Source organism: Hymenobacter aerophilus DSM 13606, from assembly GCF_000382225.1.
GTDB lineage: Bacteria > Bacteroidota > Bacteroidia > Cytophagales > Hymenobacteraceae > Hymenobacter > Hymenobacter aerophilus.
In genome coordinates this window covers 177,012-189,558 of the sequence record NZ_KB907806.1, presented here as the reverse complement: position 1 = coordinate 189,558, position 12,547 = coordinate 177,012, and the positions used below count along the sequence as shown (strand labels likewise).

Here is a 12,547-nt window from a genome sequence, read left to right as displayed (position 1 = left end):
CCTGCCAGCTCAGCGGCTCGCCGGTGAACAAGGCTTTTACGGGCAGCCAGCGCCACTGGCAGCCTGTTTTGAGCTTGTAGCAGATGGCGCCCACCACCTCAGCCGGGTCGACGCTTGCGCGGCGGCCACCAGCACGGGCCGGCAACAAGGGCAGTATCCAGCGGGTAATTATATCTTTGCTCAAGACTTCCATGAGGGAGGGAAAGGAGATGGGTCGCACCTCAAATTTCCCGCTTTTGTGGGAGTCTTTTCTGTTTTGCGCCTGACTGACTACTTCCTAAACAGCTTCATAATTCCTAATTCCTAATTCCTAATTCCTAATTCCTAAATGCGCCTGGATTTATCTTCCCGCAGCATTGCCCTGCTGCTGTCGGGGCTGGTGGCGGCGGTGCTCACGGCGCTGGCGCTGACCGTGCCGACTCTATCGCGCCAGCAGGCGGTGCTGGCGGCGGCCATTACGGTGGCGGCGTGCTTTCTGCTGCTGTATCTGCTGTTTGAGGCGCTGATTTTCCGGGAGGTCAACAACATCTACCAGGAGCTGGAATACATCAAGCGCAAGGATTTCCGGCGCCTGTCGAACAAGCTGCTGTTCCGGCCCGAGCCGCTGCGACGCATGCGCGAGGAAATCCTGGACATGGCCCAGCGCAAGCAGCAGGAAATTGACGAGCTGAAACGGCTGCAAGAGCTGCGGCGCGAGTTTCTGGCCGACGTATCGCACGAGCTGAAAACGCCGATTTTCGCCGCCCAGGGCTTCGTGCACACTGTGCTCGATGAGGAAGAGGAAAGCCCAACCGGCAGCATGGATGCGGCCACGCGCCGCAAGTTTCTGCGCAAAGCCGCCGCCAGCCTCGACGCCCTCGACCAACTGGTGCAGGACCTGGTGACCATCTCGCAGCTCGAAAAAGGCGTGCTCCGGATGCGCCGCCAGCCCTTCGACCTGGCCCAGCTGGTGCGCGACGTGTTCGAGCAACTGGAGCAGTCAGCCGCCCGCCAGCAGGTGCGCCTGGAGTTGCAGTTGCTGCCTGCCGATGCCGCCACCGCCGCCGAAACCGTGCCCGTGCTGGCCGACCGCAGCCGCATCCGGCAGGTGCTCATCAACCTGATTGACAATGCCATCAAGTACGGCCGCCAGCCGGGCCACGTGGTGGTCAGCCTGGAAACCGGCGCCCGCAAAGTGCGCGTGCAGGTGCGCGACGACGGCGAAGGAATTGCCAAGCAGCACCAGCAGCGCATTTTTGAGCGCTTCTACCGCATCGACAAAAGCCGCAGCCGCGAGTCGCGGGCGGCGGGCGGCACCGGGCTGGGGCTGGCCATCAGCAAGCATCTGGTTGAAGCGCACAAGTCCGTCATCCGCGTCCACAGCGAGCCGGGCGAAGGCACCACGCTGGAGTTCAAGCTAAGCCGGCCGAAGTGAGAAGTGAGAAGTGAGAAGTGAGAAGTGAGAAGTGAGAAACGGTACGGGATTCTGAATGAGAAAGACCTGTCATTCTGAGCAGAGCGAAGAATCTCGCGTGCCAAAGTAACTCCAAACGATAGGGTCACCACTGCACGCGAGATTCTTCGCTCCTCTCAGAATGACAGGTCTTTTTATCCTCAGGCTCCGTTCGTTCTTTCGCTTCTGGCCTGCCACTTCTCAACCCCTTACCTTTGCAGCTGTATATGAAGCTGCCTAATTTTCAAGACCTGATTCTGTTTGAGGACGACGATTTCGTGGTCATCAACAAGCCGCCGTTCCTAGCCACGCTCGACGAGCGGTTTGGCGGGGCGCCCAACATCCTGCGCCTGGCCCGCGAGCAGTACGACGACGTGCAAGCCTGCCACCGCCTCGACAAGGAAACCAGCGGGGCGCTGGCGCTGGCCAAAAACCCGGCCGCTTACCGCCACCTGGCCATGCAGTTCGAGGATCGGCAGGTAAGCAAAATCTACCACGCCGTGGCCTGGGGCGTGCACCACTACGACGGCCTGCGCGTGGACCGCAGCATCGAAACCACCACCAAGGGCCGGGCCCGGCTGGCCTACAAGGGCAAGCCGGCCGTAACGCTGGTGCGCACCATGGAGGCCTTCGCCCGCCACACGTTGCTGGAGTGCCAGCCCGTAACGGGCCGTATGCACCAGATCCGGCTGCACCTGGCGTACCTGCAGGCCCCCATCGTGGGCGACACCATGTACGGCGGCGAAGATTTCTACCTCTCGACGCTCAAGAAGAAGTTCAACGTGAAGCAGGGCGAGGAGGAGCAGCCATTTATCAAGCGCTTTGCCCTGCACGCCGCCCAGCTCACCTTCGCCAAGCTCGATGGCGAGTCTGTAACCATCGAAGCCCCCTACCCCAAGGATTTTCGGGTGCTGGTGGAAAACCTGCGGCAGTACCAATAAACCGGCTACTGCTGACTGCTGCAACGACAACCGGCCCGCCTCTTTGCCAGAGGCGGGCCGGTTGCGGTTTTGGGGGCTGAATGGCGGCGCTACTGCTTCTCGAAAATTACCACCCGGACCAGATCTTCGGTGGGCTTGCGTGGGTTGCGGGGTTGGGTCTGCTGCCAGCGGATACGGTAGGCCGGGTTTTGGGCCAGCAGCTCGAACGGTGTGCGGTCCTCGACGGTGGCGTACCATTCATCCCAAACCAGCAAAGCGCCGGCTGGCAGGGGCCAGTTGGAATCCAGCAGGCTCACGAAGCGGACGCGGTTGGCGGCAAACGGGTCGAGGCCCAGAGCGGTGGCGGCGTAGGGGTGCGAATACACCACCAGCGGCGGCTGGCGGGGCTGTTGCCGCACCCAGCGGGCGGCCGCGTCGAGCACCTGCTGGTCGGCGGCCTGGCCGAAGTCGCGCTGCCAGCGCAGGCCCACCCGCGAACCGCTGAAGGGAAACCACACAATAGCCGCCAGCAGCCCCAGCCGCAACAGGCGCCGGCGCGGGGCGGGCACCAAATCGGCCAGCAGCTGCACGCCCCGTAGCACCACCAGGCTCAGCAGCGGCATCAGGCTGCACAGCACCCGCACCAGCCCAATCGAGCCGAAAATGCCGTAGACCCAGAAGATGGTGTGCGCCCCGATAAACACCACGATGCTGCCGTACACCAGCACCGTTTCGGCCAGCAGCCGGGGCTGGCGGTGCCGCCAGACGGGCCGGGCCAGCCCCGCCGCCACGGCCAGCGCGCCCAGCCAGAACAAGCCGAACTGCACCCAGCCAAACGTATCGGCCAGCCCCAGCAGAAAGTGCGAGGCGTGGTTGTTGCCGCGGGCGAAGGCGTAGTTGAGGTTGTAGAGCGGGTAGGCATTCTGGGTCAGCAGCCAGAAGAAGTCGTGGTACACCGCCAACCCCAGCAGCCCGTAGAAGCCGAAGCCCAGCCCCAGCCAGGGCAGCGCCCGCCACTGCCGGCTCAGCAGCAGGTACAGCCCGTACACGCCCAGCAGCAGGAAACCCTCGGAGCGTGCCATCGGCAGCCACGACAGCACGGCTGCCCCCAGCGCCGGCCGCCGGACCAGCGCCAGCGTGACGCCGGCTACCAGCAGCAAGCTGAACAGCGGCTCGGTGAGGCCCGAAAACTGCATCAGGAAGTAATCGGGGGCAGCGTAGCAGGCCGCAATGGCCAGCCAGGGCCAGGGCAGGCGCAGCTCGCGGGCGGCGCGGTAGGCCAGGGCGGCGGCAGCGGCCACCAGCAGGCACTGCAGCACCATCACGCCGCGCAGGCCCAACTGCGCCGGCCCCGCCATCAGGGCCACTACCAGCGGCTTCGACCACGACTCCATCAGATTGTGGGGGTGCTTGAAGGCGTACTGGGCGAATTGGAAGTGGTAGATACTGTCGCCCGAGTCGAAGGTGCCGCGGGTGAGGGCGGCGGTGAGCAGCGAGAGCAGCAGCAAAGCCAGCAGCAGCGCGTAGGCGCGGCGGTCGGCGGGCAGGGGCGCGGCAGCGGGCGGGGCTGTGGCGGCAAAAACAGCGGGAGCAGCGGGAGCAGCGGGAGCAGCGGAAGAAGCGGGCATAGCGGGCTAAAAGTACAGTATCGGCTACAGTATCGGTAGCGAATGGCCCGGATGGCGGGCACGGCAGCCAACTCTTTCAGACACAATAATTAGCTTAGCATTTGAATATTAAGCGAAAGGCGGTAACTTTGTGTCCGTTTTGCCCCAGGGGTTTCGGCTTCTTCTTCATTTTCAAACGTTTATCCTCCTCCCCAATGGACCATCTGAGCTTCAAGACGGTTGCCGTCAACAAAGCCAACGCCAACAAGGGCTGGGTTGTGGTTGACGCCGCCGACGCCACTCTGGGCCGGCTGTGCAGCCAGGTTGCCAACATGCTGCGTGGCAAGCACAAGCCCTCCTTCACGCCCAACTCGGACTGTGGCGACAATGTCATCGTTATCAATGCCGACAACCTGCGGGTGACGGGCAAGAAGATGACGGACAAAATCTACATCACCCACTCGGGCTACCCCGGCGGACAGAAGCGCATCAACCTGCGCGACAAGAAAGCCAAGGACTCGACCCGCATCATCGAGCACGCGGTGCGCGGTATGCTGCAGGGTAACAAGCTGGGCGCCGAGCAATTCCGCAACCTGTTTGTGTACGCCGGCACCGAGCATCCGCACGAGGCGCAGCAGCCCAAGTCTCTTTCCCTTTCGCATCTGTAAGCCGATATCCGGCTCCTTTTTTCTCTAATTCTCCACTTAATGGAAATCTCCAATACCTCTGGTAGAAGAAAAACCTCGGTGGCCCGCATCTACATGCAGGCCGGGCAAGGGAATATCACTATCAACGGCCGGGAAATGAAAGCCTACTTTGGCAACGAACTCCTGGAAAACATCGTGAACCAGCCTTTGGCGACGGTCGAGCAAGTCGGCCAGTACGACATCAAGGTGAACGTTCGCGGTGGTGGCATTTCGGCCCAGGCCGAAGCCATCCGTCTGGCCATCTCGAAAGCCCTCGTGGGCGACAACGCGGAGGTTCGTCCTGCCCTGAAGAAGGAAGGCTTCCTGACCCGCGACCCGCGCATGGTGGAACGCAAGAAATTCGGCAAGCGTAAGGCGCGTCGTTCGTTCCAGTTCTCGAAACGCTAATATTCCAGAGGAACCCTATCATGGCCCAGACTACCACCTATAAAGAATTGCTGGACGCCGGTTCGCATTTTGGTCACCTCACCCGCAAGTGGGACCCCAAAATGGCTCCGTACATCTTCATGGAGAAGAACGGCATCCACATTATCGACCTCAACAAAACCCTTGCCTCGCTCGAGCACGCGACCAGCGCCATTCGCAACATCGCGAAGAGCGGCCGCAAGATTATGTTCGTAGCGACCAAGAAGCAAGCGCAGGAAATCGTAACCGAAGAAGCCAAGCGCCTGCACATGCCGTACGTGACCGACCGTTGGTTGGGCGGCCTGCTCACCAACTTCGCCACTGTTCGCAAGTCGCTGAAGAAGATGAGCACCATCGACAAGATGGTAAAAGAAAACACGGCCTACGCCGCCCTGGCTAAGCGCGAGCGTCTGATGCTCTCGCGCGAGCGGGAGAAACTCGACCGGGTACTCGGCGGTATTGCCGACCTGAGCCGCCTGCCCTCGGCCCTGTTCGTGGTAGACGTGAAGCGCGAGCACATTGCCGTGAAGGAGGCCCAGAAGCTGGGTATCCCGGTGTTTGCTATCTGCGACACGAACTCGAACCCCGAGCTGGTGCAGTTTCCGATTCCCGCCAACGACGACGCCTCGAAGTCCATTAGCCTGATTGTAGGCATCATGGGCAAGGCTATCGAAGAAGGCCTGTCGGAGCGCAAAGTCGACAAGGAGGACGCCGACAAGAAGCAAGCCGAAGAAGAAGGCATCAAAGAAAAGCAGGACGCCGACGAATAGTCGTTTCGCTGTTAGAAGTGAGATATGAGAAGTTAGAGGTGAGAGTGTGGCGAAGCGTTAACCTTCTCCCTTCCTGCCTCTAACTTCTTCTTGCTTTCCAGCAAGTACCTGCATCTAAGTTCCAAGCTCTACACTCTAAGCTCTAATAAAAATGGCCGCAATTACCGCCGCTGACGTAAATAAGCTCCGCACCATGACTGGCGCGGGCATGATGGATTGCAAGAAAGCCCTCGTAGAGGCTGATGGCGACTTCGAAGCCGCCCGCGACCTGCTCCGCAAGCAGGGCCAGAAGATTGCCGACAAGCGCTCGGAAAACGAAACGTCGGAAGGCGTAGTGCTTGCCGCTGTGAGCGAGGATGGCACCAACGGCAAGCTGGTGTCGCTGGCCTGCGAAACCGAGCCCGTATCCAAGGTTCCCGATTTCAAGGACCTCGCCCAGCGCATTCTGGACACGGCCGTGAAAACCGATGCCGCCAACAAAGAGGAGCTGCTGGCTGCCAAGCAGGACGACGGCCGCTCGCTGCAGGAGCACATCACCGACTTGATGGGCAAAATCGGCGAGAAGCTCGACGTAACGGCCTATGAGAACATCACGGCCGAGAAGGTAGCTTCCTACATCCACTCCGACAACAAGAAGGGCGTGCTCGTAGCCATGAAGAACGTGGGCGACGCCGACGTTTCGACCGTGGGCCGCGACGTAGCCATGCAGATTGTGGCCATGAAGCCCGTTGCCCTCGATAAGGACGGCGTGGATTCGGCTACCATCGAGCGTGAAATCGAGATTGGCAAGGAGCAGGCCCGCGCCGACGGCAAGCCCGAGGCCATGCTGGAGAAGATTGCCCAGGGCAAGCTCAACAAGTTCTACAAGGAGAACACCCTGCTCAACCAGGAGTTCGTGAAGGACAACTCGATGACCATCGCCCAGCTGCTCGACAAAACGAGCAAGGGCCTGACGGTTTCCGACTTCAAGCGCGTAGCTATTGTTGGCTAAATATTGGAGCTGTTAGCTGACAGCTTTTAGCTGGTACCTTTCTGTTCAGGATTTAAAAAGGCCCCGCTGGCAGTTTGCCGGCGGGGCCTTTTGTATGCACACTCTATATTTGAATGTATGACTGACGAGCGCAAGAAATTATATCGGGAGTTGCTTTATTGGGCTATGATTGATGTGCGTTCCCAAAGCTATGCAGGAAGCCGCTTATCCAGTTTGTGGAATGCGTTCGGCAATCGGAAAAGGCTCCGTTTTGCGCAGGCAGTTGCCAATTGGCTTCACAATCTTGCCCTTTATTCTGCTCTTGATTTCAAGAGCTTCCAAGAAGATTAGTTTTGGATGGAGTACGCTGAGTTCCTGCAGGAATTTCCGGCCGACCAATGGCCACTTATGACCCAGAGAACTATTGAAGAATTACAAAAAGAGGAGTAGCTACACATATTTTAACTACTGTTACACGGTAGCCCCAGCGGGGCGGTATGTCGGTAGTAAAGCTCAGCAGCAAAATTCTGAAGCCCCAGCGGGGCGACACTAATCGTTCAGCAGCTGTGTCGCCCCGCTGGGGCTTTAAAGCTTTAATATCCCTAGGCTGCTACCAACATGCCGCCCCGCTGGGGCTACCGCGTCAGGTTAGGTTTTAATTCTGCCGCGCCTGCCACGCCCGGACGCGCGTAACCGCGTTCTGGCGGATGTTGGCGTAGAACAGGCCGTAATCGGCGATGTGGAAGGAGTGCCAGAGTTGAGGCTGGCCGGGCAGCAGGAAGCGCGGGTAACCCGAGGGCTTGGGCGGATGCACCCACAGCAGGCCGCGGTGCACCTTGGCATCGACTACGCCCACATCGAGCCGGTTGAAATCCTGCCCGACGCCGCCGCGGTTGAGGCTGGCGGGCGCAGCCAGCGTGTCGAGCGTCCAGGTGAGCGGGTTCACGGCCACGCCGTTTTCGAAGGGCGGGTAGGCGTTGCCCCACGAAACCGTATTCCAGGCTACGTAGCAGCCGGTCTGGGTCGAGTTGGCGCAGGGGCGAAGAGTCTGGTACTGCTTGGGATTTACTTTGAAGCCAATGAGGTAGGCCGCTACCAGTTGCTGGCGCAACTGGGGGTCGGTATCGAAGAACTCTCGCAGCAGCCGGGTGGCGTGCACGGTGCCCTGGCTGTGGCCGGCAATGATGATGGGCCGGCCCTGGTTGTAGTGCGCGAGGTAGTATTCGAAGGCCGATTTCACATCGGAATACGCCAGGTCCAGCGCCTTCTGGCCGTTTTCGGTCTTGGTGCTATCCACGAAGAAGGCGTAGAGCGTGGCCTGGCGGTAGCGGGGAGCGTACACCCGGGCCGCCGCGTTGAAGGCCGAGGCCTGCCCCCGAATCACATCGTCGTCGGTGAACTGGTTGACCCGGTCGTTGCTGAGGCTGGCGTTCCACTGCTTGCGCCAGTAGTAGGTGGTCGGGTGCACGAAAAACACGTCGGCCGCGGCCGTGGCCTGCTGGTCCTGGAAGTTCGTGTTGCGCGGCACCGCGTCGGCCGAGTCGCGGCGGGTGGGCAGGGCGGCCCAGCTTTCGGGTTGGGCGTAATCGGGCGCGGCGGGGGTTGAGTACTGGCCGAAATCCTTGCTGGGCTTGATGACCTTCAGGCAGGAACCCAGGCCAAGCAGCGCCACGGCAGATAATAGAACGGAACGGATGCGCATAGCAAGAATATGGGCCGGAGGTGGCGTATTAGTCGCCAAACTCGTTTTTCAGCAGCTTCTCCTGCCGCAGGTACACGATTTTAAAGTCCTTGTCGAAGCGCACCCGCATCTGGGCGCTGGTGCGCTGCCGCTCCTGCCGCGACTGGCGGAAGGCCTGGCTGTCCTCGACAAAGGTGACCACCCGCGAGCCATCGGCCACCGGGGCCCCAACCTGCAACGTGCCGGCCTGAATAGCCGTCTGGCCCTCCAGAAATTCGGGGAAATGGGTTTTGGCCAGCTCGGCGTTGATGGCCGCCGGGGTCGTGTTCTGCATGGTGTAGAACCGCTCGACCTGGGGCGCGAAGTACGCCGACGCCGTGAACGGCGCCGCCTGCAAGTCGGCGTAGTAGCGCTGCATAATGCTTTCCACGCGGGCCTTGGCCGCGCTTTCCGACAGCACCGCCGGGGCCTCGGTTGCCGGGCTGGTGGGTGCGGGGCTGGCCGTAGCCGGCTCGGCCACAGCCATGGCGGCCGTATCTACCGGCACCGGGGCCACCACGGGCGGGGCCACGGGCGCCACACGGATGGTTTCGGGCGCGGCAATGGGTGGCAACTCAATCTGCTCGGTCTGGGGCCCAACCTCGGGCTGCTGGGCCACCGAGTCGGCCTCGGTGCGCGAGGTGCTGGTGAGGCGATCCGAGTCGCGGCCATCCATCAGCAGATACGCCACCAGGGCCAGCAGCGCCAGAATGGAAGCCACTACCACAATCGGCAGCAGCGGGCTTTTGCGCGGAACCGTGTAGGCGTCCTCCTCCACGTATTCCTGCTCGTCGCCGCCGTTGGGGCTGCCGGCAGCGGGGGCGTGCGTGATGGGCGGCAGCAGCGGCGCCATTTCCACCGGGGCCACCGTGGTAGGCTCCAGCACCGGCTCCGGCCGGGGCGGCTGCTTCGGCTCCGGTACTGACACAGAAGGCGGCAGTTCCTCGGGCAACACGCTTATCGGCTCTTCAATGGGCGGCACCACAACAGGCGGCTCCGCAACGGGCGGCAACGCCGAAGCCGGCAGCGGCTCCGTGGCCGCCGGAGTAGCGGGCTCGGCGGCCGGCTCTGAGGCAATGATTTCGGGCGTTACTACCGGCGGCGCGGCGGGTGTCGGGGGCAGCACGGCCGGCGCGGGGGTAGCGGCCGCGGGCGAGTCGGGGGCGGCAGTGGCCGGGGGCGCTTCAGCAAACACCAGCTTCTGCTTCAGCGCCTTAAATTCGTCGGGCGTGATGGCACCGGCATCAAGCCACTCCTTGAGTTGGCGCAGCGTGTCGAGGGGCGAAGGGTCTTTCTCCATAGTGAGGCGCGGCAAAAACGAGGTTACTTACGGTCGAGGTTGAGCAGGCGGGCGCGGTGGCGCTCCAGCTGGGCCTGGCGCAGTTCCAGCAGCCGGGCGTTGTCGAGCAGCTTCACCGAGTCGTCGGCCGATTTACGTTGGTTGTCGAGGTTCTGCTGCCTGAGCTGCTCGATTTTTTCGAGGTTGGACTTGGTGTTATTCGCCAGATTGGCGCGGCTCTTTTCCAGCTTGTCCTTTTCTTTGGTGGTGGCGGCCAGCTCCTTTTCGGCCGTATCCACCCGCTCGCGGTAGGCCCGCTGGCGGGCAGCCGTGCCGAAGCTCTGCACAATGGTGCGCAACGACGCAAACTCGCCGCTCGATGCCGCCAGAAATGTGTCGGGGCCCGTGGCGGCCCACACCGACAGCTCGGCCACCGTATCGGCCGTGGCCGTTACGGTCGAGTACAAGTCGATGAGCTGGCCGCTGATGGTTGACATGGGCACCTGCTTGGCCGTGAGGTTGTCGCGCTTGCCCACGCCAAACACGCCCTCGCCCTTGAGCTTGATGTTGTAAGTATCCTTGAGCCAGCGCTGCCAGAACTCGCGCGTCCAGTCGGCCGAGGCCTCCACCTCCACTTTCACGGCGTCGCGGCTGCGCTTATCGAAGTTGACGCTGCTGGTGCGGGCCTCGTACAGCTGGGCCTGGGCCAGCGTGGCGGTGAGCAGCAGCGCCGGAAGTAGCAGGGGCAGTTTCATGTTGTAGTTGAGTTTTCTCAGGTTGGAGAAGATGCGCGGAAGGATAATTGTCATGCTGAGGCCACGAAGCATCTCGCGTGCTGACATTGATATAGTAACTCAGCATCAGCACGCGAGATGCTTCGTGGCCTCAGCATGACACGTTCCTTTAACCGCGTAGTTTCACATTAAATATCGTGGCGGTCGAAGGCGGCCTGCAGGTCGGTTTGCATGGCGGCGAAGCGGGCCACGGCGGCCTGCACGAACTCGTCGTCGAGCAGGCGGTGGATGTCCTCCTCGCCGGTCAGGTCCAGCTCGCTTACCTTGTAGGTCTGCTCAAACGAGCCCTTTTCGAGCTTGATGAGGTACTTGCCGTTCCAGCTGAAAAGCGTGATTTTGGCGTGCGGATTAGGGATGATGGCGAGCTGGCGCATAAGCAGGAAAAGCAACGGAGCGGAACGGCGCGAAGATACGCAGCTTAGGCCGGGGCCGTTCCAAGCTCCTCCTAACCCCGCTTACCGGGGCGCGTAAACAGAGGCATCAGAATTGTTTCACCCCAAACCCCACTACCATGCCCCAGGGAGATAAATCGGCCTACACCGACAAGCAGAAGCGGCAGGCCGAACACATCGAAGAAGGTTACGAGAAGCGCGGCGTATCGGAAGAAGAAGCCGAAAAGCGCGCCTGGGCCACCGTCAACAAACAGGACGGCGGCGGCAAGAAAAGCGGCTCCGGCCGCAAAAAGAGCGAATGAGTGACAAGTTGATGTGCAAAGGAACTGTCATCCTGAGCGCGGAGCGAAGGACCTATACAGAAGCTACTTTTTGAGTTTCTGTATAGGTCCTTCGCTCCGCTCAGGATGACAGGCGGGTTCACTCATCAGCCTACCTACACCTTCATAATCACGAACAGCGACACGCTGGAAATCACCAGCCACAGCAGCACGCCGAGCGCAAAGGGCCGCGGGCCAACGGCCTTGATGGTTTTGAACGACAAACCGGCGCCGATAAAGAACAGCGTCACGACCAGGCCCAGGTGGGCCAGCTTCACGAGCCAGGGGCCCACGGCGTGCGTGGCGGGCACGTAGGTGTTGAGCAGCATGGCCCCGATAAAGCCCAGAATAAACCAGGGCAGCTTCACCTTCACATCTTTCTGCTTGAAAAAGTAGGCCGTACCCAGCGCCACCGGAATAATCCAGAGGGCCCGCGCCAGCTTGACGGTGGTGGCCACGCCCAGCGCCTCGGTGCCGTAGGCTGCCGCCGCGCCCACTACCGACGAGGTATCGTGGATGGCAATGGCGCACCACAGGCCGAATTGCTGCTGCGTGAGAGCCAGCGCGTGCCCGATGGGCGGAAAGGCGAACAACGCCACCGCATTCAGCACGAACACCGTGCCCAGCGAAACCGACATTTCATCGTCTTTGGCGCCCACCACCGGCCCCACCGCCGCAATGGCCGAGCCGCCGCAAATGGCGGTGCCGCAGGAAATCAGGTGCGTGACCACCCGGCCCAGTTTCAGCCAGCGCCCCGCAAAATAGCCCAGCACCAGCGTCCCGAAAATGGAGCCAATGGTGAACAGGATACCCTCGCGGCCGGCCTGCACCGCCGCCTGCGCGTTCAGGCCAAAGCCCAGCCCGATAACCGAGAACTGCAGCAGGTTAGACGTGTACTTTTTGGTGAAAGCCGGGAATGGGTTGCCCACCGTCTGGGCCAGCACGAGGCCCAGCGCCAGTGCCACCGGCGGCGAGGCCCAGGGCGTCAGGCAGAACGCCAGCAGCAACCCGAACACCACTTTCGGCAACAGACCGGACCCGGGCCCGGGGGTGGTAGGCGGCAAGGCTTTATGTGGAATAAACTGTACTTGAGGCATAATGCGGGCTGGTTGATGAACCTGTACAAAGGTACGGCTACCACTCCCCGTTGGATAATCTAAAATAGTTATGAAGTATTACCTGAGGTTATTGACATTAGTTTTTGGCTAAGTGAACGTCATTCAGAGCGCAG

15 protein-coding genes are annotated in these 12,547 nt (G+C 61.4%); 8 read left to right on the top strand and 7 right to left on the bottom strand.

Translation table 11 applies throughout. The annotated features are described in order from the left end of the window. Positions 1-184: transposase (locus H145_RS0107495; protein WP_026351335.1), on the bottom strand; the 184-nt coding region annotated here is incomplete at its 3' end. Positions 185-328: 144 nt separating this feature from the next. On the opposite strand from H145_RS0107495, the gene H145_RS0107490 reads away from it, so the two are divergent. Further along, positions 329-1,414: a sensor histidine kinase gene (locus H145_RS0107490; RefSeq protein WP_019947526.1), complete on the top strand. Its 1,086-nt coding sequence runs from the start codon at positions 329-331 to the stop codon at positions 1,412-1,414. 245 nt (positions 1,415-1,659) lie between these two features. Continuing rightward, positions 1,660-2,373: an RluA family pseudouridine synthase gene (locus H145_RS0107485; protein ID WP_026351333.1), complete on the top strand. Its 714-nt coding sequence runs from the start codon at positions 1,660-1,662 to the stop codon at positions 2,371-2,373. A gap of 89 nt (positions 2,374-2,462) precedes the next feature. Here H145_RS0107485 and H145_RS0107480 read toward each other — a convergent pair whose 3' ends face one another. Further along, on the bottom strand, positions 2,463-3,980 hold the full coding sequence (locus H145_RS0107480; protein ID WP_019947524.1) for a hypothetical protein: 1,518 nt from the start codon (positions 3,978-3,980) through the stop codon (positions 2,463-2,465). A 194-nt stretch (positions 3,981-4,174) separates the two neighbouring features. Here H145_RS0107480 and rplM point away from each other — a divergent pair, with 194 nt between their 5' ends. The 5 genes from rplM (at position 4,175) to H145_RS24025 (ending at position 7,162) form a co-directional block, all read left to right on the top strand. Beyond that, positions 4,175-4,627 (top strand): 50S ribosomal protein L13, encoded by a 453-nt coding sequence (rplM, locus tag H145_RS0107475; RefSeq protein WP_019947523.1) that lies wholly within the window; start codon positions 4,175-4,177, stop codon positions 4,625-4,627. A gap of 39 nt (positions 4,628-4,666) precedes the next feature. Then, complete coding sequence (gene rpsI, locus H145_RS0107470) at positions 4,667-5,053, top strand: 30S ribosomal protein S9 (protein WP_026351332.1); 387 nt, start codon at positions 4,667-4,669, stop codon at positions 5,051-5,053. A gap of 20 nt (positions 5,054-5,073) precedes the next feature. Continuing rightward, entirely contained in the window at positions 5,074-5,841 is a 768-nt protein-coding gene (gene rpsB / locus H145_RS0107465) for a 30S ribosomal protein S2 (RefSeq protein WP_019947521.1), read from the top strand. 151 nt (positions 5,842-5,992) lie between these two features. Next, positions 5,993-6,832, top strand: a complete 840-nt coding sequence (gene tsf, locus H145_RS0107460) for a translation elongation factor Ts (RefSeq protein ID WP_019947520.1) — start codon at positions 5,993-5,995, stop codon at positions 6,830-6,832. Positions 6,833-6,949: 117 nt separating this feature from the next. Beyond that, entirely contained in the window at positions 6,950-7,162 is a 213-nt protein-coding gene (locus H145_RS24025) for a hypothetical protein (RefSeq protein WP_157541334.1), read from the top strand. A 304-nt stretch (positions 7,163-7,466) separates the two neighbouring features. Here H145_RS24025 and H145_RS0107450 read toward each other — a convergent pair whose 3' ends face one another. From H145_RS0107450 to H145_RS0107435, 4 genes are all read right to left on the bottom strand, one after another. Next, on the bottom strand, positions 7,467-8,513 hold the full coding sequence (locus H145_RS0107450) for a DUF3089 domain-containing protein (protein ID WP_033425983.1): 1,047 nt from the start codon (positions 8,511-8,513) through the stop codon (positions 7,467-7,469). 28 nt (positions 8,514-8,541) lie between these two features. Continuing rightward, complete coding sequence (locus tag H145_RS0107445) at positions 8,542-9,831, bottom strand: SHOCT domain-containing protein (protein ID WP_026351330.1); 1,290 nt, start codon at positions 9,829-9,831, stop codon at positions 8,542-8,544. 23 nt (positions 9,832-9,854) lie between these two features. After that, positions 9,855-10,619, bottom strand: a complete 765-nt coding sequence (locus H145_RS0107440; RefSeq protein WP_019947517.1) for a hypothetical protein — start codon at positions 10,617-10,619, stop codon at positions 9,855-9,857. Positions 10,620-10,732: 113 nt separating this feature from the next. After that, positions 10,733-10,978, bottom strand: a complete 246-nt coding sequence (locus H145_RS0107435; RefSeq protein ID WP_019947516.1) for a hypothetical protein — start codon at positions 10,976-10,978, stop codon at positions 10,733-10,735. Between the two features lie 137 nt (positions 10,979-11,115). Here H145_RS0107435 and H145_RS0107430 point away from each other — a divergent pair, with 137 nt between their 5' ends. Then, on the top strand, positions 11,116-11,298 hold the full coding sequence (locus H145_RS0107430; RefSeq protein WP_019947515.1) for a hypothetical protein: 183 nt from the start codon (positions 11,116-11,118) through the stop codon (positions 11,296-11,298). A gap of 134 nt (positions 11,299-11,432) precedes the next feature. Here the strand turns inward: H145_RS0107430 and H145_RS0107425 are convergent, their stop codons facing one another. Further along, on the bottom strand, positions 11,433-12,413 hold the full coding sequence (locus H145_RS0107425; RefSeq protein WP_083937713.1) for a YeiH family protein: 981 nt from the start codon (positions 12,411-12,413) through the stop codon (positions 11,433-11,435). Between the last annotated feature and the right edge of the window lie 134 nt (positions 12,414-12,547).

Excerpts from the sequence above, each read along its gene's own strand:
- H145_RS0107490 (WP_019947526.1), top strand. The coding sequence starts at position 329 with ATGCGCCTGGATTTATCTTCCCGCAGCATTGCCCTGCTGCTGTCGGGG.
- H145_RS0107485 (WP_026351333.1), top strand. The coding sequence starts at position 1,660 with ATGAAGCTGCCTAATTTTCAAGACCTGATTCTGTTTGAGGACGACGAT.
- H145_RS0107480 (WP_019947524.1), bottom strand. The coding sequence starts at position 3,980 with ATGCCCGCTTCTTCCGCTGCTCCCGCTGCTCCCGCTGCTCCCGCTGTT.
- rplM (WP_019947523.1), top strand. The coding sequence starts at position 4,175 with ATGGACCATCTGAGCTTCAAGACGGTTGCCGTCAACAAAGCCAACGCC.
- rpsI (WP_026351332.1), top strand. The coding sequence starts at position 4,667 with ATGGAAATCTCCAATACCTCTGGTAGAAGAAAAACCTCGGTGGCCCGC.
- rpsB (WP_019947521.1), top strand. The coding sequence starts at position 5,074 with ATGGCCCAGACTACCACCTATAAAGAATTGCTGGACGCCGGTTCGCAT.
- tsf (WP_019947520.1), top strand. The coding sequence starts at position 5,993 with ATGGCCGCAATTACCGCCGCTGACGTAAATAAGCTCCGCACCATGACT.
- H145_RS24025 (WP_157541334.1), top strand. The coding sequence starts at position 6,950 with ATGACTGACGAGCGCAAGAAATTATATCGGGAGTTGCTTTATTGGGCT.
- H145_RS0107450 (WP_033425983.1), bottom strand. The coding sequence starts at position 8,513 with ATGCGCATCCGTTCCGTTCTATTATCTGCCGTGGCGCTGCTTGGCCTG.
- H145_RS0107445 (WP_026351330.1), bottom strand. The coding sequence starts at position 9,831 with ATGGAGAAAGACCCTTCGCCCCTCGACACGCTGCGCCAACTCAAGGAG.
- H145_RS0107440 (WP_019947517.1), bottom strand. The coding sequence starts at position 10,619 with ATGACAATTATCCTTCCGCGCATCTTCTCCAACCTGAGAAAACTCAAC.
- H145_RS0107435 (WP_019947516.1), bottom strand. The coding sequence starts at position 10,978 with ATGCGCCAGCTCGCCATCATCCCTAATCCGCACGCCAAAATCACGCTT.
- H145_RS0107430 (WP_019947515.1), top strand. The coding sequence starts at position 11,116 with ATGCCCCAGGGAGATAAATCGGCCTACACCGACAAGCAGAAGCGGCAG.
- H145_RS0107425 (WP_083937713.1), bottom strand. The coding sequence starts at position 12,413 with ATGCCTCAAGTACAGTTTATTCCACATAAAGCCTTGCCGCCTACCACC.